At 73.0% G+C, this 19,831-nt stretch carries 17 protein-coding genes; 7 read left to right on the forward strand and 10 right to left on the reverse strand.

Features of this window, described 5'->3' with window-relative positions:
- Positions 1-280 precede the first annotated feature (280 nt).
- The 3 genes from ABZ312_RS07350 to ABZ312_RS07360 form a co-directional block, all read right to left on the reverse strand.
- Complete coding sequence (locus tag ABZ312_RS07350; RefSeq protein WP_500436742.1) at positions 281-2,668, reverse strand: SpoIIE family protein phosphatase; 2,388 nt, start codon at positions 2,666-2,668, stop codon at positions 281-283.
- Between the two features lie 74 nt (positions 2,669-2,742).
- Positions 2,743-3,720, reverse strand: a complete 978-nt coding sequence (locus ABZ312_RS07355) for a WGR domain-containing protein (RefSeq protein ID WP_500324808.1) — start codon at positions 3,718-3,720, stop codon at positions 2,743-2,745.
- A 64-nt stretch (positions 3,721-3,784) separates the two neighbouring features.
- A complete protein-coding gene (locus tag ABZ312_RS07360; protein ID WP_500324806.1) occupies positions 3,785-4,333 on the reverse strand; it encodes a GNAT family N-acetyltransferase in 549 nt (182 codons plus the stop codon).
- A 122-nt stretch (positions 4,334-4,455) separates the two neighbouring features.
- On the opposite strand from ABZ312_RS07360, the gene ABZ312_RS07365 reads away from it, so the two are divergent.
- The gene (locus ABZ312_RS07365) at positions 4,456-5,175 is read left to right on the forward strand and encodes an SDR family oxidoreductase (protein WP_500436744.1); all 720 of its coding nucleotides are present in this window, start codon (positions 4,456-4,458) and stop codon (positions 5,173-5,175) included.
- Positions 5,176-5,235: 60 nt separating this feature from the next.
- Positions 5,236-5,718, forward strand: a complete 483-nt coding sequence (locus ABZ312_RS07370) for a winged helix-turn-helix transcriptional regulator (protein ID WP_500324802.1) — start codon at positions 5,236-5,238, stop codon at positions 5,716-5,718.
- Between the two features lie 15 nt (positions 5,719-5,733).
- Here ABZ312_RS07370 and ABZ312_RS07375 read toward each other — a convergent pair whose 3' ends face one another.
- On the reverse strand, positions 5,734-6,144 hold the full coding sequence (locus tag ABZ312_RS07375; protein WP_500436746.1) for a DUF3662 domain-containing protein: 411 nt from the start codon (positions 6,142-6,144) through the stop codon (positions 5,734-5,736).
- 229 nt (positions 6,145-6,373) lie between these two features.
- Between ABZ312_RS07375 and ABZ312_RS07380 the strand changes: the two genes are divergently transcribed.
- Positions 6,374-7,537: a right-handed parallel beta-helix repeat-containing protein gene (locus tag ABZ312_RS07380; RefSeq protein WP_500356615.1), complete on the forward strand. Its 1,164-nt coding sequence runs from the start codon at positions 6,374-6,376 to the stop codon at positions 7,535-7,537.
- 3 nt (positions 7,538-7,540) lie between these two features.
- On the opposite strand, the gene ABZ312_RS07385 is transcribed toward ABZ312_RS07380, so the two are convergent.
- Positions 7,541-8,581: a serine/threonine-protein kinase gene (locus ABZ312_RS07385; protein WP_500324797.1), complete on the reverse strand. Its 1,041-nt coding sequence runs from the start codon at positions 8,579-8,581 to the stop codon at positions 7,541-7,543.
- A 377-nt stretch (positions 8,582-8,958) separates the two neighbouring features.
- On the opposite strand from ABZ312_RS07385, the gene ABZ312_RS07390 reads away from it, so the two are divergent.
- Positions 8,959-10,626, forward strand: a complete 1,668-nt coding sequence (locus tag ABZ312_RS07390) for an ABC-F family ATP-binding cassette domain-containing protein (RefSeq protein ID WP_500436748.1) — start codon at positions 8,959-8,961, stop codon at positions 10,624-10,626.
- Between the two features lie 54 nt (positions 10,627-10,680).
- On the opposite strand, the gene ABZ312_RS07395 is transcribed toward ABZ312_RS07390, so the two are convergent.
- From ABZ312_RS07395 to ABZ312_RS07410, 4 genes are all read right to left on the reverse strand, one after another.
- Entirely contained in the window at positions 10,681-12,144 is a 1,464-nt protein-coding gene (locus ABZ312_RS07395) for an amidase family protein (RefSeq protein WP_500324794.1), read from the reverse strand.
- Positions 12,145-12,355: 211 nt separating this feature from the next.
- On the reverse strand, positions 12,356-13,573 hold the full coding sequence (locus ABZ312_RS07400; RefSeq protein ID WP_500324792.1) for a phospholipase D-like domain-containing protein: 1,218 nt from the start codon (positions 13,571-13,573) through the stop codon (positions 12,356-12,358).
- A gap of 106 nt (positions 13,574-13,679) precedes the next feature.
- Positions 13,680-14,207, reverse strand: coding sequence for a DoxX family protein (locus ABZ312_RS07405; RefSeq protein WP_500324790.1), 528 nt, complete (start codon positions 14,205-14,207; stop codon positions 13,680-13,682).
- 55 nt (positions 14,208-14,262) lie between these two features.
- On the reverse strand, positions 14,263-15,711 hold the full coding sequence (locus ABZ312_RS07410) for an amidohydrolase family protein (protein WP_500324788.1): 1,449 nt from the start codon (positions 15,709-15,711) through the stop codon (positions 14,263-14,265).
- Positions 15,712-15,970: 259 nt separating this feature from the next.
- Here ABZ312_RS07410 and ABZ312_RS07415 point away from each other — a divergent pair, with 259 nt between their 5' ends.
- The 3 genes from ABZ312_RS07415 to ABZ312_RS07425 are packed head-to-tail and all read left to right on the forward strand — an operon-like array spanning position 15,971 to position 18,844.
- A complete protein-coding gene (locus ABZ312_RS07415) occupies positions 15,971-17,161 on the forward strand; it encodes a CaiB/BaiF CoA transferase family protein (protein WP_500436750.1) in 1,191 nt (396 codons plus the stop codon).
- Entirely contained in the window at positions 17,154-17,984 is an 831-nt protein-coding gene (locus ABZ312_RS07420) for a citryl-CoA lyase (protein ID WP_500324784.1), read from the forward strand. Before ABZ312_RS07415 ends, ABZ312_RS07420 begins: the two co-directional genes overlap by 8 nt.
- A 2-nt stretch (positions 17,985-17,986) precedes the next feature.
- Entirely contained in the window at positions 17,987-18,844 is an 858-nt protein-coding gene (locus ABZ312_RS07425; RefSeq protein WP_500324782.1) for a dioxygenase family protein, read from the forward strand.
- 71 nt (positions 18,845-18,915) lie between these two features.
- On the opposite strand, the gene ABZ312_RS07430 is transcribed toward ABZ312_RS07425, so the two are convergent.
- Complete coding sequence (locus ABZ312_RS07430) at positions 18,916-19,728, reverse strand: IclR family transcriptional regulator domain-containing protein (protein WP_500324780.1); 813 nt, start codon at positions 19,726-19,728, stop codon at positions 18,916-18,918.
- Positions 19,729-19,831 lie beyond the last annotated feature (103 nt).

Raw genomic sequence — 19,831 nt, forward strand, 5'->3', positions numbered from 1 at the left:
CTGCCTTCCCGGCTTCCGACACCGCGGAAACCGCCGCGAATACCGATCCGCAGAAAAGCTAGACCCGCTTCACCGGCCCGTCAAAGAGGCCGTTCCTTTTGCTTGATAGGCGGCGCCGATCAAGGAAGAGCAGGGCGAACGCCCAGCTCGTCGCGGCACTGTACGTATCCGGGGGAACGCGGCGAAAAAGCGGGCGCAAAAAACGTCTCGCCATCCGGGGATTTCACCGGGGACGTCCGTTCCGCCGCCCACGAGAATTCAGGACCGGCTCCGCACGAGGCTAGACGGCGAGGGTCTGCTCGGTCCAGATGGTCTTGCCGCGCTCCCGGTAGCGGGTGCCCCAGCGCTCGGCGAACTGGGAGACCAGCAGCAGGCCGCGGCCGCCCTCGTCGGTGGTGCGGGCGTGGCGCAGGAAGGGTGCGGCGCTGCTGGTGTCGGAGACCTCGCAGGTCAGCGCCCGGTCGCGGATGAGCCGGAGCTGGATGGGCGGTGTCGCGTACCGGATGGCGTTGGTGACCAGTTCACTGACGATGAGTTCGGTGGCGAAGCACTTCTCGTGCAGGGCCCACGCCGCGAGCTGACGCGTCGTCAGCGTCCGTGCGGTGGCCACGGCGGCGGGGTCGCACGGCAGGTCCCAGGTGGCGACGGAATCGGGGCCGAGCGGCCGGGGGCGGGCCACGAGCACAGAGGCGTCGTGGTCCGGGTCCGCGGGGACCAGGGCGTCCGTGAGCAGCAGGCTCATGTCCTGGGGGGAGTCGCAGGGCGTGGCCAGCAGCCGCTCGAACTCCGCCCGACCGGTCCCCGCCGGGTGGCTCTGCAGGAGCCCGGGGGTGCGGAGCACCAGCATGCATCCCTCGGGCAGTTCCAGGGTGGCCATCTCGAAGGACGGCCCGGGGCGGCCGAGCGGTTCGCCCGCGGGGGCGTCCGGGATCCGAACGGTGTGGTCGGGGTGGACGACCGCCGGCGGCGGATGGCCCGCCGAGGCCATGGTGCTCTGCCGGGTCACGGGGTCGTAGACCATGTACAGGCAGGTGGCCCCGACCGGGGAGGCCGAGCCCGCGCCCTCGTGCTCCTGGGCGAGGTTGCGCACCAGGTCGTCCAGGCGGGCCAGGACCTCGTCGGGGGCCTGGTCCAGGTTGGCAAGGGTGTGCACGGCCGCCCGGAGCCGGCCCATGGTGGCGGCGGTGCGCATGCCACGGCCGGGGGTGCTGCCGCTGACGAGGGCCACGCGTGCGCCGGGCAGCGGGATGACCTCCGTCCAGTCGCCGCCGGCACCGGAACGCACCAGGTGGTGGGCCCACTCCACGGCGCTGGGCGCGGGCAGCCGCTGGGGCAGCATGCCGCGCTGCAGGGCGAGGACGGCGTTGCGTTCGCGCACGTAGCGGTGGGCGTTGTCCAGCGCCATCGCGCCGCGGCCGGCGAGGTCGACGGCGAGCGTGAGGTCGTCGTCGTCGAAGGGGCCCAGCTCCGGGTCCCACCGGTGGAAGGTGACGAGGCCCAGCACGCAGTCGCGGACCAGCAGCGGCACCACCATCAGGGAGTGCACCCGCTCCTCCAGCATCCTGCCGCCCCGTACGGGGTCGTCACCGATCCACGTGCTGTCCTGGCTGAGCCGGGGAACGAGGCGCGGCTCGTGGTCGGCGAGCACCTGCAGGGCGGGCGAGCCCACCAGGTGGGTGCTGACCGCACCCGTGGTGTACGCCCCGGTCTGGCCGCAGCGGGCGGAGGTGGCGGCGCGCCGCAGCCCGGTGTCGTCCGCGACCGGCCCCGCCGCCATCTCCTCGCCGCCGAGGAGGGGGGCCAGCAGGTCGACGTTCACGCAGTCGGCGAGTACCGGGACACCCACCTCGGCCAGTTCCTGCGCCGTGCGGATCGGGTCCAGGGTGGTGCCGATCCTCCGTCCCGCCTCGGCCATCAGGGCCAGGCGCGCCTCGGCGAGGTGGCGTTCCGTGACGTCGACGACGGCGTCGGCCACGCCGAGGATGCGGCCGTCCTCCGACTCGAGCCGGAAGGCGGACGCCGAGTAGACGTGCTCCCTGGCGGGATCGCCGGGCGGACGGCCGCGCTTCTCGAACGAGATCGCGGCCTCTCCGGTCCTGAGCACCCTGTTCATCACGCGCTCGGCGAGCTCCGCGCTGAAGTCGGGCCACGCCTCGGTGGGCCGCCGCCCCAGGGCGAGCTGCGAGCGGTGGTCCTGCATCCCCTCCGCCGCCGGGTTGAACCGCATCAGCCTGAGCTGCGGGTCCAGCACGAACAGCCCGATGGGCGAGCGGGTGAACAGTGCCTCCAGGAGGGCGCGGTCGACGTCCGGGGAGAGGCCCGACACCCCGGTCAGCAGGTCGAAGGTCAGGCGCGGGCCCGTCCCGTCGTCGCGCACGGCCCGCAGGCTCGGCCGGCAGGCCACCGTCCGCCCGTCACGGTGCCGGAGGAGGACGCATCCGGGCCCGGCGCACGCGCCGGATCCGGCGTCGGCGGTGCCGGGGGCGGGGGCGAGCAGGTCCAGCGCGGGCCGGCCGAGCACGTCGCCCGCCGGGCGGCCGAGGAGGCGTTCCGCCTCCGGGCTCCATGCAACGACCGTGCCATGGGCGTCGATCACCATCCGCGCCGCCGTGCGCCCCGCCGGCTCCTCGCGCTCTTCGCCGCGTTCCCGCGATGCCCAAGTGCCCATGACCGTCCCATCACGTTCCGGTCCTCAGGTTCCCAGTCTTGCGCAGGCGGGCGAGGTCACCACTCGGGGCCGCCTCAGCCGTGCAGGAAGGCCGTCACCTCCGCGAGGGACGGGACCTCGGCGGGTGTGAAGCGCCGGATCTCGCCGCGGAAGGAGCGCACTTCCAGCCAGCTGCCGGGGTCCGCACCCGGCAGTGCCGCCAGGAGGGCCTCGAGATCGGCGGCGCCGAACACCTTGAACGTCCGTGTCCGCCGGTAGTGGGACGGCTGGACGTCGAAGCGGAGGTCCACGACCGGTTGTGGCCGGCGGGCCCAGTCGGCGTACGGCAGCGAGCCGTGCCCGTGGATCCGCGCGTCGACCAGGACCTCGGGATCCGCGTCACCGATCTCGCAGTCGAAGACCGGGAAGGCCGCGGCGACGCGGTCGGCGATGGCGGGGTAGGCGACGCAGCCCCGTCCGAGGGCCGGTGCGCACAACAGCGCGTGGCTGAACGCCCCGACCGGCTCCGGCAGCGGCACCTTGTGGTGGGAGCGCCCGTCGAAGGGCAGGTCGCGACGGGTACGGACGAAGTCCAGGAAGGCGGACACGGCTGCGGCGTCACTCCGGTCGGACCGCACGGCGAAGCGGACGGCGCTGCGTCCGTCGTCGCGCAGGACCACGTACTCGTGGAAACCCGCCGGCCGCCCCGGCGCGAGCACATGGCGGTACACCTGCTCGAAGCCCTCGACCGGCAGGTACTCCAGGGCCGGGGCGTGCGGCCGGGCGTGCGGGCGGGCGCCCGCCCTCAGCACGTCGAGGACCTTCGCCTCCGGGTCGGGTCCGGCGTCGTCCTCCGGCGGGTCGACCTCCACGAAACCCTTCCGCAGCCACTCGCCGGCCTTGCGCGCGGCGTGGCGCCGGGCGTGCTCCTCGTCGTCGAGCGTCGAGGTGCTCCCCTTGCCGTTCGCACCGACGGAGCCCCAGCGCAGGAAGCAGCGGATCCCCTCCTGACGGATCTCCCGGTACTCGGTCCTCCCGGCCCCCGGGGCCTCGAACCGCCGCCACCTCGTCATCCGTATCCGTCCTCCGGCGTCCGCGGCGCCGCCCGTGCGCTGCGCGCCGCCTCCGGCGGTCATGTCAGGGCGCCTGGACCGGGGCGCCCGCCGTGATCCGGTACAGCACGTTGGGGCGCAGCGGCCCTTCGGGGGCGGTGGGGTCCTCGAAGTCGCCGGCGGGGTCGCGGGTCATGCCGATGCGGCGCATGACGGCCTGGGAGCGGAGGTTCCCGGCCGTCGTCACCGCGAGGATCTCATCGAGCCCGAGGGTGCCGAAGCCGAAGGCCAGGACGGCCAGGGCGGCCTCGGTGGCGTAGCCCTTGCCCCAGGCCGCACGCGCGAGGCGCCAGCCGATCTCCACTCCCGTGAACGGCAGGCCGTCGTCCACCCGGTCCAGGCCCGCGAAGCCGGCGAACCCGCCGGTCGCCCGGATCTCGACCGCCCACCAGCCGTAGCCGCGCTCGTCGAATTCGGCCAGGAACCGGGCCACGGACGCGTCGCTCTGCTCCCGGGTCAGCGGCTCCCCCAGATGCTCCCGCACCTCGGGGTCGGCGTTCATCGCCGCCCAGGGCGCGAGGTCGCGGTCCTGCCAGCGGCGGAGGATCAGGCGTTCGGTGCTCAGTTCGGTCACACCGCCCAGCCAACGGCAACCGCGGCTCCGGGGCAAGGCCATTTCCCATCTGAGTTGCTTTTCAGAATCCAGCTGACCTAGATTGGATATACCTACTCAGCCCAACGGAACGAGCGCTCCTCATGGACATCAAGAACTCCGTCGCCGTCGTGACCGGCGCCAACCGCGGCCTCGGCCGTCACCTGGCGACCCAGCTGCTCGACCGGGGCGCCGCCAAGGTCTACGCCGGCGTCCGCAACCCCGACGCCCTCGACCTGCCGGGCGTGGAGCCGCTCCGGCTGGACATCACCGACCCCGAGTCGGTCGCCCGGGCGGCCCGGACCGCCTCCGACGCCACTCTCGTGATCAACAACGCGGGCGTCAGCACCCACGTGGGGCTCGCCGAGGGGAACATGGCCGACATCCGCCTGGAGATGGAGACCCACTTCTTCGGCTCCCTGGGCGTCACGCGGGCCTTCGCGCCGGTGATCGCCGCGAACGGCGGCGGAGCCGTCCTCAACGTCCTGTCCATCCTGTCCTGGATCCACCTCCCGGCATACGGCGGCTACAGCGCGGCCAAGGCCGCCGAACTGGCGATGACCAACGTCCTCCGGCAGGAGCTCGCCCCGTCCGGCATCGACGTCACCGCGCTCCACGTGGGCTACATGGACACCGAGATGGCCGCCTACGTCGACCCCTCCGACAAGGTGGACCCCGCATGGGTGGCGGGCCTGGCTCTGGACGGCATCGAGCAGCGGGCGCTGGAGGTCGTCGTCGACGACCGGAGCCGCGGCGTCCGGGCCGCCCTGTCCGGCGGACTCGAACTGCTCTACCCGGGCCTGCCCGCACCGGCTGCCCGCTGACCGGCACACGCCGCACCAGCAGCTGAATTGGAAATGTCAATCCAGAGGTACATTGGTGGCATGTCCAGCGCCAAGGCCACCGGCAACGCCACCGGCAAGGAGGAGACCGTCTGCTCGATCGCCCGGACCCTCGAGGTCGTCGGCGACAAGTGGACGCTGCTCGTCCTGCGTGAGGCGGCGATCCGGGGCGTGACGCGCTTCGCGGACTTCCGCCGGGAGCTCGGCATCGCGCCCGATCTGCTGACCGGGCGCCTGGGCTCGCTCGTGGACGAGGGGATCATGGAGAAGCGGCCGTACCGGGAGCCGGGCAGCCGGACCCGGTACAGCTACCACCTGACACCGGCGGGCGAGGAGCTGCGGCTGATCCTCGCGGCGCTCCAGCAGTGGGGCGACACGCACCGGACCCCCGCGCGGGGGCCGAGCCACCTGCGGCGCTCGGCGGACGAGGGCCGCCCGGTCAGCGTCGCCTTCGTCGACGACGCCGGCACCGTGCTCCCGCCGGAGGGCGTGGAGTTCACCCCCTCGGAGGGCGTCGCCCGCTGACCGCGCCACCGTGGCTCACGACCACCGGGGCGCGATCCGGGCGAGCGCGTCCGCGCGGATCCGGTTCATGGGCCTGCTGCTCACCCGGTAGCGCCCGTTGGGCACCTCGGCGGACCGGACGATGCGCACGGTGACCGGGCCGGCCCACTCGTAGCCGCGCCGGTCGGCGTGGCGCAGCAGCGAATCCGTCAGGGCCTCCCCCACGCGGGCCCGATGCGGGATCAGCTCCCGGTGCGGAGCGTCGGCCAGCTCCACCGTGTACACGTTCGGCACCACCACGCGGCTCGAACTGCACACCACCGCCCGTTCGTCGCACTCCCGGCGCAGGGCGTCCACCAGTTCCACCGGCTCACGGTGGATCAGCTTCGCCACCAGCACCTGTTCCCAGCGCTCGATCACCCGTTCCCATCGTTTCAGTGTTCCCATGACGATGCGCCTGCCCGGGGCCCGGGCCCTGATGCGGCCGCGGCCACCCCATCAGCCGTACCGGGTCGATTCCGGCCACCGGACCCGGCACCCCCGTGAGCCCGGGGGCCACCGGCCGATCAGGGCCCCGTCGCCCGCATGCCGCAGGCTCTGGAGTGGCGAGGTGTCAGATCCGTCCATAGCGTCTGTTTTCGGCTGATCACATGTCACGGAAAGCAGGTGCACACACATGAAGCTCTGTCGGTCCCGCAGGGCCGTCGTCGCGGCGGCCGCCACGGCGACCATCGTGGGGGGCGCGGTCGCGTGCGGCGGCGAGTCGCAGCCCACGGCCTCGCAGTCCGCGGACGCGCAGAAGAAGATCTCCGTCCGCGCGGGGGAGTCCATCCAGTCGGCGGTGGACCGCGCCAAGCCCGGCCAGGTCATCGACATCGCGGCCGGTACCTACCACGAGAGCGTCCAGATCAGCACGCCGCGGCTGACGCTGCGCGGAGCGGGCACGGGCACCGTCATCTCCCCGAGCACGAAGGGCAAGGAGAACGCCTGCGCCAAGGCGGGCGAGGGCATCTGCGTCACCGGTACGGCGCAGAAGAAGGCGTCCGACGTGACGCTGGAGTCGCTGACGGTCGCCGGGTTCAAGAAGGCCGGCATCCACGCGACGCAGGCCGACGGCCTGCAGGTCGTCCGCGTCACGGCACGGGACAACAAGGTGCAGGGCATCCTCGCGGAGAAGTCCGTCCGCACCGTCTTCCGCGACAACACCGCCCGCAACAACGGCGATTCCGGCATCTTCCTCGCCAACTCCATGGACACCGAGGGCGGTGCGCTCGACACCCAGGGCGCCGTCATCGACGGCAACGAACTGACGGAGAACCGGATCGGCATCGGACTGCGCCGCGTGCGGGGCGTCACGGTCGAGAGCAACCAGGTCACCGGCAACTGCGGCGGTGTCTTCGTCGTCGGCGACGAGGGCGTCCCGCGCGGCGGTGCGCTGACCGTCACCCGCAACACGGTGACCGGCAACAACAAGTACTGTGCGCCCAGCGCCCGCCTCCCGTTCATCCAGGGCACGGGCATCCTGCTCACGGGCGTCGAGAAGACCGTCGTGACCGACAACGACGTGCGCGACAACAGCGGCAAGTCCCCGATGTCCGGCGGCATCGTGCTCTTCGGCAGCGTCGTGGGGACGTCCAACTCCGAGAACACCATCCGCGACAACGTCGCCCGCGGCAACAAGCCCGCCGACCTCGCCAACCGCGACCTCAAGGGCAAGGGGAACACGTTCGTCAACAACACCTCGGAGACCACCGAGCCCAAGCAGCTGCCCAACAGCTCGCCCAGCGGCGCGTCGAGCACCGCGCCCAGCACCGCACCCAGCACCGCACCCAGCAGCTGACGTTCACAGACCCGGCAGACGACGGAAGACCGCCCGGGCCCACATCGGCGGGTCCGGCGGCGGTCCCGGGGGCGTGGGGAGCACGGGCGCCCGGGGCGTCACCCGCGTCGCCTGGTGGTCGGGGGAACCGCCCCGCGCGGAACCCTCCTCCGGCGCGGTCGCGGCAGCGGCCGCCCGCAGGGCACCCACGAACTCCAGGCAGGAGTCGTAACGGTCCTCGGGGACCTTCGCGAGCGCTTTGGCCATGACGTCGTCCATGGCCGGCGGGATGTCCGGCCGCCGCTCGCTGAGGGGTGGCGGCTGGTCGTACTGGTGCGCCCACAGCAGGGCCATGTCCTCCTCGCGCTCGAAGGGCAGGCCACCGGTCAGGCTCTCGTAGACGACGCAGGCCAGGCTGTACAGATCGCAGCGGCCGTCCACCGGGCGCCCGGAGATCTGCTCGGGCGCCACGTAGTCCAGGGTGCCGACGAACTCGCCGACGGTGGTGAACCCGGTCAGCGACAGCGACTTCTTCGTCAGGCCGAAATCCGTGAGGTAGACGTGCTCGGGGTGCTCGCTGTCGGTGCCCTTGGCGACGAGCACGTTCCCCGGTTTCACGTCGCGGTGCACCAGGTCGTGGTCGTGCGCCGCGTCCAGTGCGGAGGCCACCTGGGTGGCGATGCGCAGGGCGGTGGGAACGGGGAGCGGACCGTCCCGGTCGAAGAGCGCCCGCAGGTCGAGGCCCGAGACGTAACGCATCGCGATGTAGAGGACACCGTCGGTCTCCCCGGCCTCGAATATCGGCACGATGTGGGGGTGGTCGATCGCGGCCGCCACCCGTGACTCGTGGGTGAAACGGCGGCGGAAGGTGTCGTTGCGGGCCAGCTCGGGGGCGAGCAGCTTCAGGGCCACCGTACGGTCGAGCCGCAGGTCCCGGGCGCAGTAGACCACGGCCATGCCGCCGCGGCCGATCTCCCGCTCCACGCGGTAGCCGGCGATCTGGGCCCCGATGAGCCCGGAGGACCGCCCGGCGTACACGCTCACGTCATGCGGAATCGAATTCATCGCGCACCACCGCCACGCGGCCCGACATCGGAGACCTTTCCGCGCTCCCTTTGTGAATTGTATCGACCGGGCCCCGGCAATTCGCGGTCGCGCCTTTCCCTCGAAGCCTGAGGTACAGTTCCTGGGTCCTGTCGTCTCCGATAGAGGTGGACGTTGCTCATCTGAGGTCCGCGATCATCGCGCGCACGGCCCCACCGCCGTCCGCCGGTCACGCAGCAGTCGGCCTTCCCGCCGCCCGTGACCCCGCGCGCATGCGACCTCGGTGCACGAGCCGTCCCCGTTCCCCGGAGGACCGCACCCCCCGTCCCCGCACGGTCGCCGCGTGGTGCTCGCACCCGAAGCCCGCCACCCCTGCGCTTGCGACTGCGAGGACCATCATGTCCACTCACACCCCCACCGCCACCGGCTCGTCCCTGGGCTGCTCCGGCCTCTCCTTCCGGTGGCCGGACGGCACACCCGTGGTCGACGGGCTCTCCCTCACCATCGGCAGGGGCCGCACCGGGCTCGTCGGAGCCAACGGCACCGGAAAGTCCACCCTGTTGAAGCTGCTGGCCGGCCGGCTGCCCCCCACCCGGGGGTCGGTGACCGTCGGCGGCAGCCTCGCTTACCTGCCCCAGGACGTCACCCTCGACACCGCGCTCCGCGTCGACCAGGCCCTCGGCATCGCCGAACGGCGCGCCGCCCTGCGGGCCATCGAGGCGGGGGACGCCGGGGAGGAGCACTTCGAGACCGTCGGCGACGACTGGGACGTGGAGGAACGCGCCCTGGCGACCCTGGGCTCCCTCGGGCTCGGCGGCCTCGAACTGGACCGTACCGTCGGCCGGATGTCCGGCGGCGAGACCGTGCTGCTGCGCCTGGCCGCCCTGCTGCTGGGCCGCCCCGACGTCCTCCTGCTCGACGAACCCACCAACAACCTCGACCTCTTCGCGCGCCGCCGGCTCCACGAGACCGTCGGATCCTGGCGTTCCGGCGTCCTCGTCGTGGTCAGTCACGACCGCGAGCTGCTGGAACGCGTGGACCGCGTCGCCGAACTGCGCGCGGGCTCCGTCACCTGGTACGGCGGGGCGTGGTCCGACTACGAGGGGACCGTGGCCGCCCAGCAGGAGACTGCCGGGCGCGCGCTCCGCGCCGCCGAGGCCGACGTGCGCCGCCAGCGCCGCGAACTGGAGGAGGCGCGGATCGCGTCGGACCGCCGACGGCGGCACAGCCGGAAGATGGACGCCCAGCGGCGCGCCCCGCGGATCGTCGCCGGCGAACGCAAGCGTTCCGCGCAGGAGTCCGCCGACCGGCTCCGGGGCGTGCAGGAGGAACGGCTCGCCCAGGCGCGCGAACGCCGCGAGGCCGCCGCGGACGCGCTCCGCGACGACGCGGAGATCCGGGTCGACCTGCCGCGCACCGCGGTCCCGGCGGGCCGCACCGTGCTCACCCTGCGGGGGCTGCGGCCACGCTTCGGCAGGCTGCGCCAGGGCGACCTCCACGTCCACGGACCGGAACGCGTCGCGCTGGTCGGCCGCAACGGGGCCGGCAAGACGACGCTGCTGCGCACCCTCACCGGCGAACTCACCCCGCTGTCGGGCGAGGCGAGGACGCACGTTCCGCTGCGGTACCTGCCGCAGCGCCTCGACGTCCTGGACGAGGAGCTGAGCGTGGCGGCGAACGTCACCCGCGTGGCTCCCGGGGTCGGCGAGAACGAGATCCGCGCCCGGCTCGCGCGGTTCCTGTTCCGGGGCGCCCGCGCCGAACAGCCCGCGGGCACCCTCTCCGGCGGGGAGCGCTTCCGCGCCGCCCTGGCGGCGTCGATGCTCGCCACGCCGGCCCCGCAGCTGCTGATGCTCGACGAGCCCACCAACAACCTCGACGTGGACGGCGTCCGTCAGCTGACGACCGCCCTCGCGTCCTTCCGGGGCGCACTCGTCATCGCCGGCCACGACCTGCCGTTCCTGGAGTCGGTCGGGATCACACGCTGGCTGCTCGTGGCCGAGGAGCTCCACGAGACCACCGCCGAGGAGGTGCGCGGCCTGCGGGAGGACGCCGGGGACGACTGAGCGTGGGACCGGGACCGCCCCGCTCGTGCGGGGCGGTCCCGGGCGCCGACGCCGTCAGCGCTCCGGGTCCGCCGCCCTCGGCGCCGGTACGGCGAGCGGACGGCGGCGCAGCAGGGTGGGGTTGACGGCGGACGGCGGCCTGCGCAGCCGGGTCGCCTGCTCGTAGTCGTGCGCGTAGCCGAGGAGCAGCGGTTCGCTCCACGCCCGTCCCAGGAAGGTGATGTTGAACGGGCGGCGGTTGGCCGCGAGGTAGCCCGCGGGCACGGTGACCGAGGGGTAGCCCGCCTTGGCGCCGATGGACGAGCTGCCGCTGTTCGCGAACAGCAGGGCGGTGACGGCGTGTTCGGCCATCAGGGCGTCGATGCGGTCCTTGCTCTCCTCCAGGTCCCGGGCGCGGGCCGCCTTGTACTCGACGGTGTCCGCGCTGTCCGGACCGAGGTCCCTGGCCTGTGCGGCGAGCGCGAGCGTCTGCCCGAACTTCAGGGCGACGTCCGCGTGGGCCTCGTTGTGGGCGATCACGTCGGCGAGGGTGCGCACCGGTGCACCCTCGGGCAGCCGCGCGAGATAGGCGTTCAGGTCGCGCTTGAACTCGTGGCTCAGCACCGGGGAGGCGACGTCGTACCGGCGGCGCGCCTCGATGCCGACGTCGACGAGTGCGGCGCCGCGTCGCGCCAGTGCGTCCAGGGCCGCGTCCCACAGGGCCCGTTCGTCCGTGCCGTCCTCGGGCGTCTGTTCCGCGACGACGCCGATGCGCACGCCGCGCAGGGCGTCGGGGGACAGGTCGGCGGTGAAGTCGTGGCCTTCGAGCGGGTTGCCGGCGGTGGCCGGGTCCGCGGGATCGGTGCCGGCGAGGACGGTCAGCAGGGCGGCGGCGTCCGCGACCGTCCGGGTCATCGGGCCCGCGGTGTCCTGGCTGGAGGCGATGGGCACGATGCCGGTGCGGCTGACGAGGCCCAGGGTGGGCTTCACCCCGACCCCCGACGTCGCGGACGCCGGGCTGAGGATGGACCCGTCCGTCTCGGTGCCGATGGTGACGGCGGCCAGTCCGGCCGCGGCGGCGACCCCCGAACCGGCGCTCGAACCACTCGGCGTCTCGCTCAGGTCGTACGGGTTGAGCACCTGACCGGCCAGCGAGCTGTAGCCGCTGGGCATGCCGACGGTGAGGTAGTTGGCGAACTCCGTGAGGTTCGCCTTGCCGAGGATCACCGCACCCGCCTCGCGCAGCCGGGTCACCAGCGGGGCGTCCTGCGCGGGGTGGGAGTCGGCGAGCACCACCGAGCAGGCGGTGGTCGGCATGCCGAGGACGTCGACGTTGTCCTTCACGAGCACCGGTATGCCCAGCAGCGGGCCGCCGGGGTCGCCGCCGGCCCTGCGCGCGTCGGCCGCGGCGGCCTCCTCCAGGGCGGCGGGATTGACGCAGCGCACCGCGTTCAGGGCCGGTCCGCCGACGTCCAGGTCCTCGATGCGCCGCAGGTAGGCGCGGGTGAGGGAGACGCTCGTGATGCGGCCCGAGGCCATCAGGGCGGTCAGCTCGGCGACCGTCGCGACCTCCAGGTCGGCGGGGAACGGTTCGTGCGGCGCCGCGTCGTTGGCGTCGGTCCGGCTGCCTGTCGATGCCGGTTCTGGGCCGGTGTTGACGTCGATGTCGCCCTCCAGGGTGAGCGGTGCGCTGACGCGCCCCGGTGTCCGTACGCCCCCGCGGCCGTCTCGTGGGGCGACACCATGATGCTCACAGGAAGCGGCGGATGGGCGCGGTCGCCACCTCCTGGGCCCGCTCCAGTGAGGAGCGGGTGCGCCAGCGCGTGCCGTCGACGGGGTCGCTGCGCAGCAGGTCCTCGTCGAAGTGGGCGTCGAGGACGGACGTGAAGTTCTCGTCGAGCACCGCCAGCATCACCTCCTCGTCGTGGTCGAGGGAGCGGCGGTTGAAGTTGGTCGAGCCGATCAGGGTGGCGACCCCGTCCATGGTGATCACCTTGGCGTGCATCATGGTCGGCAGGTAGTGCCAGATCCGCACGCCGCAGTCGAGGAGCCGCTGGTAGTAGCGCTGCCCGGCCAACTGGCAGACGCGCTTGTCGGTGTAGGGGCCGGGCAGCAGGATCTCGACCTCCACCCCGCGGGCCGCCGCGTGGCAGAGCAGGCCGACGAAGTACGGGTCGGGCGCGAAGTACGCGGTCGCGAGCCGGATGCGCTGCTCCGCGGAGGCGATCACCACCCGGAGCAGGGTGCGCATGTCCTGCCAGCCGACGCTCGCCGAGCCCCGGACGACCTGGACGATCGCGCCTCCGCTCTGCTCGTGCTCGCCGAAGCGGTCGCGGTCGTCGAAGAGCCCGTTGCGCCGGCACTCCGCCCAGTTCTGCGCGAACGCGGCGGCCAGGCCGTCCACGGCCGGCCCGGTGACCCGGACGTGGGTGTCCCGCCATTCGCCGGGGTGCCGGGCGTCGCCGCACCACTCCTCGGCGATGCCGACGCCGCCGGTGAAGGCCACCTCGGCGTCGACCACCAGGACCTTGCGGTGGCAGCGGTGGTTCTGCTTGAACGGCGACAGCCGCACGGGCTTGCGGAACCAGGCGACGTCCACGCCGGCCCGGTCCATGCCGTCCAGCAGTTCCTGCTCGATCAGCCGCCCGCCGAAGCCGTCCAGCAGCAGCCGTACCCGTACCCCCTCCGCCGCCTTGGCGGCCAGCGCGTGCGCGAAGTCACGCGCGATCTGGCCGCGCCAGTAGACGAAGGTGGTCATGTCGACGGTGTGCTTCGCCGCGCGGATCGCGTCCAGCATCGCGGGGAAGATCTCGTCCCCGTTCCGCAGGGCCTGCAGGCAGTTGCCCTCGGTCGCGGCGATGCCGATGAGCCGTTCCAGGCGGCGGCGCAGTTCCTGCTTGCGGTCGGCGACGGAACGCTCCGGCCGGTCTCCGTCGGTGCGGTCGGTCTCCTCCAGCGAAGCGCCCATGCCGTCGTGCCCCCCCGGTTCCGGTGCCGCCGCGGCCCGTCCGGCCGCGGCGTCGCGTGGCGTACTCCAGCCGTATGCCCGGCAGGATGCGGCTTATCCGGAGTGACTACGCGTTCCCGTGGGACCCGGGGGACTCCCTCCTGCTCCTGCGCACCTTGGCGCGGCCGGCGAGCGGCACCGTCGCCGCGAGGAGTCCGGCCGCCAGCGCGGCCGCGCCCCAGGCGGGGGCCGGCCGCCAGCTCAGGCCGAGGACGTGGTCGAGCGACCACTCCCCCGGCCCGGTGAAGCCGAGGCACGCGGCGACCGCGCCGTAGAGGAACGGCACCTCGCAGCCGCCCTTCAGCGCCCAGAAGCCGCCCGGCGCCGTCGAGACGGCGGCCACCGTCATCGTCCCGACGACGACCGCGCACCCGCCGGGCGTCAGCAGTCCGGCCGCGACCGACGCCGCGCCCGTCAGCTCGGCCACCCCGGCGACCAGGGCCATCCGCGGCCCGGGGACGATGCCGTAGCGCTCGAAGACGGCGCCGGTACCCGCCAGCCCCGCCCCGCCGAACCAGCCGCGCAGCTTCTGCGTGGCGTGGCCGAAGAGCAGGGCGGCGAGCAGCAGTCGGAGCAGCAGCAGCCCCACGCTCATCTCTCGGTTTCCCTTCGTGTCGCTGGTGTCACCCGTGCCGCCGCTGTCACCGGTGTCACCGGCCGTGCGTCGAGGCGCTGCGGTAGTCGGTGTAGGTGTAGGGGTTGTCGAGCACCTTCGTCTCGGGGACGTCGGGGTTCATCCCCTTGCGCCACTCCTCCTCGCCCATGGCGGACCGCAGGTGGTCGACGGTCTCCTCGACCTCGCGCCGCACCGCGGCCAGGTCGACGCCGACCAGGCGGTGCTCGTGCTTGACGACCCGTCCGTCGACGAGCACGGTGTGCACGTCGCCGCGCTGCGCCTGGAAGGCGACCTGGCCGTACGGGTTGAGCAGCGGGAAGGAGACCGGCGAGTGGTCGTTCTTCAGCAGGACGATGTCGGCCTTCTTGCCGGCCTCCAGGCTGCCCAGGTCCCGCTCGCGGCCGAGGGCCCGGGCCCCGCCGAGGGTGGCCCACTCCACCACCTGGTCGGCGCGCAGGGCGCAGTGGGTGACGGTGTCGCCCTTGGCGTGCGCCTCCAGGTGCGCGCGGGCGCGGTCGGCGCCGAGGGTGGTGCGCATGGCGGAGAACAGGTCGCCGCTCCACCACACGCTGGTGTCCATCGACAGGGAGACGGGGATGTCGTGCGAGCGGATGGCCCAGGTCGTCGGGTAGCCCTGGCCGGCGCTCTGCTCGCTCTCCGTCGACACCGAGACCGAGCCGCCGGTGGCCGCGATGCGGTGGTAGGAGTCGGCGCTGAGCGTCGAGGCGTGGACGTACACGGTCTGCGGGGTCATGAAGCCGTTCTCGTACATCAGGCGGATGCCGTCGTCGTTGGTGGCGCCCCACACCCCGGCGTGGGTGGTGACGGCGACGCCCAGTTCGCGGGCCACCTCGAAGGCGGGCTTCTCGGGGAAGGCGGGGTCGCCCGTGACGTCGAAGGCGAGCTGGAAGCCGAGCATGTCGTCGCCGTCGATGCGGCGGGCGACGAAGTCGCGGAACTCCGGCGCGGCGGTCCATTCCGCGGGTGCCTGCTGGATGTTGCCGTAGGCCAGGACGAAGCGGCCGGGCACCGACCGCAGGGCGTCCACGGCGGCGTCGGCGTGGTCCACGGTCTGCAGGCCGTGCGACCAGTCGACGACGGTGGTCACGCCCGCGTCGAGGGCCTCCACCGCGGCGAGCCGGTTGCCGGCGTGGACGTCCTCGGGGCGGAACTTCCTGCCGTGTTCCAGGTAGTACCAGACGAAGTACTGGGTGAGGGTCCAGTCGGCGCCGTAGCCGCGCATCGCGGTCTGCCACATGTGGCGGTGCGTGTCGATCATGCCCGGCATCACGATGCCGCCCGTGGCGTCGATCTCCACCGTCCCGTCGGGGACCGCCAGTCGCGGACCGACCGCCGCGATCCGGTCGTCGACGACGAGCACGTCGGTGTCCCCGAGGACCTCGCGCTCACGGTTGACGGGCAGCACGGTCCCGCCCCGCAGGACAATGGGCCGCCCCGGGGTGAATGCCTCGACCTTATCCATCGTTGAACTCCCTTGGCCGCTTGACGGACACAGGTACGCTATTCGGCCAATGGACCGAGCGCTAGCCTCGCGACGCAGTTCGGAGCGCACACGCCCGCGGATGGGCCCCGGCCCTGTCGCAAAACGAGACACCGCAGTGCCGGCAAGCCTCTGACCGGCTACGGCGGCGACGATCACCCTTGACGCCCCCGGCTTTCAGCAACAGAATCACGGTGACGGACGGATGTCCGTCCTGCGGTCAGATGAAAGGTGACACCGGATGTCAGAGAGCACCGCGCCTGCGCGACCGGGCCCGGCGGGCCCGCTGTCCGGGCTGCTGGTGGCCGACTTCTCCCGCATCCTCGCCGGGCCCTACGCCACGATGCTGCTGGCGGACCTCGGTGCGGACGTCGTCAAGGTCGAGGGCCCGCGCGGGGACGACACCCGCAGCTGGACGCCCCCGGTGCGCGGCGAGGTGTCCACCTACTACCTCGGCATCAATCGCGGGAAGCGTTCCATCGCACTCGACCTGCACGACGGGGCCGACCTGGAGGCGGCGCGCGAACTCGCGCGCCGGGCGGACGTCGTCATCGAGAACTTCCGGCCCGGCGGCCTGGTCAAGTACGGGCTGGACTACGCGTCGGTGCGGACCGGGAACCCGGCCGTCGTCTACGCCTCCATCAGCGGTTTCGGTTCCGGCACCGGGCGCAAGGTGCCCGGCTACGACCTGATGGTGCAGGCCGTCTCGGGGCTGATGAGCCTCACCGGGGAGCCCGACGGCCCGCCCTACCGGGCCGGGATCTCGGTCTTCGACGTCATGGCGGGCAACCACGCGGCCATCGGCATCCTCGCCGCGCTGCGCCACCGCGACGCCACCGGCGAGGGCCAGCACGTCGAGGTCAACCTGCTGTCGTCGGCGCTGACCGGACTGGTCAACCACAGCTCGGCCTACGTGGCAGGGGGTGAGGTCCCGTACCGGATGGGCAACGCGCACCCGAGCGTGTTCCCCTACGAGCCCTTCCCCACGGCCGACAACGACCTGATCGTGACCGCCGCCAACGACGGCCAGTTCCGCAAGCTGTGCGAGGTCCTCGGCATCCCCGGGGTCCCCGACGACCCGCGCTTCGCGCGGAACGCCGACCGCACCGCGAACCGGGAGGAGCTGCGGCCGCTGCTCGTGGAGCAACTGGTCAAGCGCGGCGCGAACGAGTGGTTCGAGCTGCTGGTCGAGGCCGGGGTGCCGAGCGGGCCGATCAACACCATCGACGGCGGCTTCGCCATGGCCGAGCGGTTCGGGCTGGACCCGGTCGTCACCGTCGGCGAGGGCGACCGCGCGGTGCCCACCACCCGCCACCCGGTCACCTTCTCCGCCACTCCCGCCGTGTACCGGCTGCCGCCGCCCGAACTCGACGAGCACGGCGCCGAACTGCGCGCGTGGCTGGCCCAGGACCCGGAGGACACCCGTGACTGACCCGTCCGCGTCCGGCGGCTACCCCACCGCGCTGGGCGCCTCGGACCGCAAGAGCATCACCCTGCTCGGCCATGACCTCGCCGAGGACATCATGGGCAGCGTCGGCTTCGGCGAACTCGCCTTCTGGCTGGCGACGCAGCGCCGTCCGAGCCGCGGCGAGACCCGCGTCTTCGAAGCCGTGCTCGCGGCCCTGGCCGACCACGGCTTCACGCCCACGGCCATCGTCACCCGGCTGACGTACCTGTCCGCGCCGGACTCCGTCCAGGGCGCGCTCGCCGCGGGTCTGCTCGGCGGGGGCTCGCGCTTCCTCGGCGTCACCGAGGACACCGGGACGTTCCTGCACGAGGCCCTCGCCGCACACGGCGAACCGCCCCACGACGACTCCGGCTGGGACGAACTGGCGCTGCGCCTGGTGCGCGAGCAGCGGGCGGCCGGTCGCTTCGTCCCGGGCCTCGGCCACCACGTGCACAAGGACGGTGACCCGCGCACGCCCCGGCTGATGGCCATCGCCGCCGAGGAGGGCCTGTTCGGCCCGCACCTGTCACTGTTCGCGGCCATCGGCCGCGTGCACCCCGAGGTCCTCGGCAAGGCCCTGCCGCTCAACGGCGCCGGCGTGTGCGGAGCCGCACTCGCCGACCTCGGGCTGCCGCTGCCGCTGCTGCGCGGCTTCGCCCTGCTCGCGCGCACCGCCGGGCTCATCGGCCAGCTCGCCGAGGAGATGCGCGATCCGGTCGCGAACGACATCTTCCTCTCCGTCGACCTCAACAACCGGCCCGTCCCGCCCCGGCCGGACACCGAATCCGCAGGGAACACCAAGGAGTGACCGTGTTTGTCAACGAGGACAACCTCACCGAACTGGCGGCCCGGCGCTGGGCGACCGCGCACACCCCGCGCCAGGCCGAGCTCCTGTCCGCGCTGGTCCGCCACCTCCACGCGTTCGCGCGCGAGGTGGAACTCACCGAGGACGAGTGGATGGCCGCGATCCAGTGGCTGACCGAGGCGGGCCGGATCAGCGACGACAAACGTCAGGAACTGATCCTCGCCTCCGACGTGTTCGGGCTGAGCACGCTCGTGGTGCAGCTGAACAACAGGTTCGCGCCGCGGGCCACCCCCGCCACCGTCCTCGGCCCCTTCCACATCGACGGGTCCCCCGCCGCCCCGTACGGCTTCGACATGTCCGACGGCATCCCCGGGACGCCGTTGTTCATCACCGGCAAGGTCACCGACCTGGACGGCAAGCCCGTGCCCGGGGCCGTCCTCGACGTGTGGCAGGCGGACGCCGACGGCGCCTACGAGGCGCAGCTCCCCGAGGTCGACGAGGCGCGGCTGCGTGCGAAGTACCGGGCCCGCGAGGACGGCACCTACTGCGTCCGCACCATCGCGCCGCGTGGCTACGCCATCCCGATGGACGGCCCGGTCGGCGACCTGATCAGCACCACCGACATCAGCCACTTCCGCCCCGCGCACGTCCACTTCCTCGTCGACGAGCCGGGGTACGAGAAGCTGATCACCCATCTGTTCCAGGAGGGCAGCGAGTACCTGGACAGCGACGTCGTCTTCGGCACGAAGGAAGCGCTGGTGGTCCGGTTCACCGAACAACCGGCGGGACCCGCCCCCGACGGAACGGCCGTCGACGTGCCGTACCTGCTCGCCGAGTACGACTTCGTGCTGCAGCCCCGCTGACGCGGCGTCGGCCGCAGGTGCGGTGCGTCGCCGCCGCCGCCACGGCGCGGTGCCCTGTTCCGGGCAGGGCGTCAGCCGGCGGCGGGGCGCACCTCGCCGTGCGGCCGGCTCTGCCACAGCGCCCAGTCCGCCGAGACGTCCCCGGCCGCGCGCAGCAGCAGGGGCAGGTACGTGCCGGTGAGCACGTCCACACTGGTCTCGGCGGCGTGCACGGTGACGTTCATCGCCGCCCGGACCACCCCGTCGCCGTCCCGTACGGGCACGGCGACCGACCGTACGCCGGGTGCGAGTTCCTCGTCGGCCAGCGCCCAGCCGCGGGCCCGGACGGTGCGCAGCTCCGCGGCGAACTCCTCGGGCGTCCGCCGCGGGGACTCCGGCAGCCCGGAGCGGCTGGGCTCGGCCAGGACGGCCTCCAGCTCCTGCGGGCCCAGGGCGGCCAGCAGCACCTTGCCCTGGGAGGTCTGCGGGGCGGGGAACCGGGTGCCGATGTCCACCCGCAGCGCGATGATCTTCGGTACGGAGACGCGGGCCACGTAGACGATGTCGGAGCCGTCCAGCTGCGCCATCGAGGACGACTCCCCGGTCCGCGTGACCAGCACCTCCATGTGGGGGCGGGCCACGTCCCACAGGCCGAGCGAGCCCACGTAGGACATGCCCAGGCGCAGCACGCGCGGCGTGAGGGTGAACGCGCCCTGGTCGGCGCGGACGTAGCCGAGCTCCTCCAGCGTCAGCAGCAGTCGGCGCGCCGTCGGCCGCGCCAGCCCCGTCGCGGCGGCGATCTCGCTCAGCGTCCGCCGGCGGTGCCGGGCGTCGAAGCAGCCGAGCACGTCCAGCCCGCGGGCCAGCGCCTCCACGAAGTCCGGACTGCTTCCGCGCCCTGCCATCCGATGCCTCCCGCGTCCACGACCGCGATGCCCCGCCCACCGGTGACCGCAGGGCGGACCGCCCGCAGACGGCGTCGCGCCTGCGTCCGTTCCCCTTCACCGG

Source organism: Streptomyces sp. NPDC006207, from assembly GCF_040613835.1.
Taxonomy (GTDB): Bacteria; Actinomycetota; Actinomycetes; order Streptomycetales; family Streptomycetaceae; genus Actinacidiphila.

Excerpts from the sequence above, each read along its gene's own strand:
- ABZ312_RS07350 (WP_500436742.1), bottom strand. The coding sequence starts at position 2,668 with ATGGGCACTTGGGCATCGCGGGAACGCGGCGAAGAGCGCGAGGAGCCG.
- ABZ312_RS07355 (WP_500324808.1), bottom strand. The coding sequence starts at position 3,720 with ATGACGAGGTGGCGGCGGTTCGAGGCCCCGGGGGCCGGGAGGACCGAG.
- ABZ312_RS07365 (WP_500436744.1), top strand. The coding sequence starts at position 4,456 with ATGGACATCAAGAACTCCGTCGCCGTCGTGACCGGCGCCAACCGCGGC.
- ABZ312_RS07370 (WP_500324802.1), top strand. The coding sequence starts at position 5,236 with ATGTCCAGCGCCAAGGCCACCGGCAACGCCACCGGCAAGGAGGAGACC.
- ABZ312_RS07375 (WP_500436746.1), bottom strand. The coding sequence starts at position 6,144 with ATGGGAACACTGAAACGATGGGAACGGGTGATCGAGCGCTGGGAACAG.
- ABZ312_RS07380 (WP_500356615.1), top strand. The coding sequence starts at position 6,374 with ATGAAGCTCTGTCGGTCCCGCAGGGCCGTCGTCGCGGCGGCCGCCACG.
- ABZ312_RS07385 (WP_500324797.1), bottom strand. The coding sequence starts at position 8,581 with ATGAATTCGATTCCGCATGACGTGAGCGTGTACGCCGGGCGGTCCTCC.
- ABZ312_RS07390 (WP_500436748.1), top strand. The coding sequence starts at position 8,959 with ATGTCCACTCACACCCCCACCGCCACCGGCTCGTCCCTGGGCTGCTCC.
- ABZ312_RS07395 (WP_500324794.1), bottom strand. The coding sequence starts at position 12,144 with ATGGCCTCGGGCCGCATCACGAGCGTCTCCCTCACCCGCGCCTACCTG.
- ABZ312_RS07400 (WP_500324792.1), bottom strand. The coding sequence starts at position 13,573 with ATGGGCGCTTCGCTGGAGGAGACCGACCGCACCGACGGAGACCGGCCG.
- ABZ312_RS07405 (WP_500324790.1), bottom strand. The coding sequence starts at position 14,207 with ATGAGCGTGGGGCTGCTGCTGCTCCGACTGCTGCTCGCCGCCCTGCTC.
- ABZ312_RS07410 (WP_500324788.1), bottom strand. The coding sequence starts at position 15,711 with ATGGATAAGGTCGAGGCATTCACCCCGGGGCGGCCCATTGTCCTGCGG.
- ABZ312_RS07415 (WP_500436750.1), top strand. The coding sequence starts at position 15,971 with ATGTCAGAGAGCACCGCGCCTGCGCGACCGGGCCCGGCGGGCCCGCTG.
- ABZ312_RS07430 (WP_500324780.1), bottom strand. The coding sequence starts at position 19,728 with ATGGCAGGGCGCGGAAGCAGTCCGGACTTCGTGGAGGCGCTGGCCCGC.